The 1,068-nt window shown below is 62.8% G+C and carries 1 protein-coding gene and 1 pseudogene; both read left to right on the top strand.

Features of this window, described 5'->3' with window-relative positions:
* Nucleotides 1-571 (top strand): M20/M25/M40 family metallo-hydrolase (locus L9Z73_RS31040; protein ID WP_247408813.1); only part of this gene is annotated, 571 nt, incomplete at its 5' end.
* 133 nt (nt 572-704) lie between these two features.
* Nucleotides 705-1,058 (top strand): annotated as a pseudogene (locus tag L9Z73_RS31035) (amino-acid N-acetyltransferase); the annotation flags it as partial.
* Nucleotides 1,059-1,068 lie beyond the last annotated feature (10 nt).

The following is a 1,068-nucleotide window of genomic DNA, read 5'->3' as shown; positions in this document are numbered from 1 at the left end:
GGACCCGAGCTTGGGCCACAGCGCCCTGGAAGCCATGCACGACGCCATCGGCGAACTGCGCGGCCTGCGCCTGGCCTGGCAGCGCGAGTACCGCAACCCGCAGTTCAGCGTGCCACAACCGACCCTGAATTTCGGCTGCATCCACGGCGGCGATAACCCCAACCGCATCTGCGGCCAGTGTTCCCTGGAGTTCGACCTGCGGCCCTTGCCCGGCATGGACCCGCAGGTGCTGCGCGCGGCGATCCGGCAGAAGCTCGAACCGGTGGCCGAGCGCCATAAGGTGAAGATCGACTATGCGCCGCTGTTCGCCGAAGTGCCGCCGTTCGAGCAGGCCGAAGACGCCGAGCTGGTGCGGGTCGCGGAACGATTGACCGGTCATCGCGCCGAAGCAGTAGCGTTCGGCACCGAAGCGCCTTATCTTCAGCGCCTTGGTTGTGAAACCCTGGTGCTTGGCCCTGGCGATATTGCCTGCGCCCACCAGCCGGGCGAATACCTCGAAATGTCACGCTTGACGCCTACAGTGCGTCTATTGCGGGAACTGATCGAGCATTACTGCCTGACACCGGCCTGATTTAACCCCTGCCCATGCGTACATAAGGAGAGCGAGCGTGTCCCCAAGCCTGTTCCGACGATAACCATCAGCCTGCTGTGCGTTTTCACGACTCATCCTTTTTCGGCTGCTTTTTATTACAGGCCCAGGTTCCATGCCCGACTACGTCAATTGGCTTCGTCACGCTTCGCCCTACATCAACGCCCACCGCGACTGCACCTTTGTGGTCATGCTGCCCGGCGATGGTGTGGATCATCCGAACTTCGGCAATATCGTCCACGACCTGGTGCTGCTCCACAGCCTGGGTGTGCGACTGGTGCTGGTCCACGGTTCGCGCCCACAGATTGAAGCGCGCCTTGAAACGCGCGGCCTCACCCCGGCTTACCATGACGGCCTGCGCATCACCGATGCGGCCACGCTGGAGTGCGTGATCGACGCGGTCGGCCATCTGCGTATCGCCATTGAAGCGCGCCTGTCGATGGACATGGCCTCGTCGCCGATGCAGGGCTAAATCAGGC

The sequence above is a fragment of the Pseudomonas emilianonis genome, from assembly GCF_023072625.1.
GTDB lineage: Bacteria > Pseudomonadota > Gammaproteobacteria > Pseudomonadales > Pseudomonadaceae > Aquipseudomonas > Aquipseudomonas paraveronii.
This window is presented reverse-complemented; position numbering and strand designations above follow the sequence as displayed.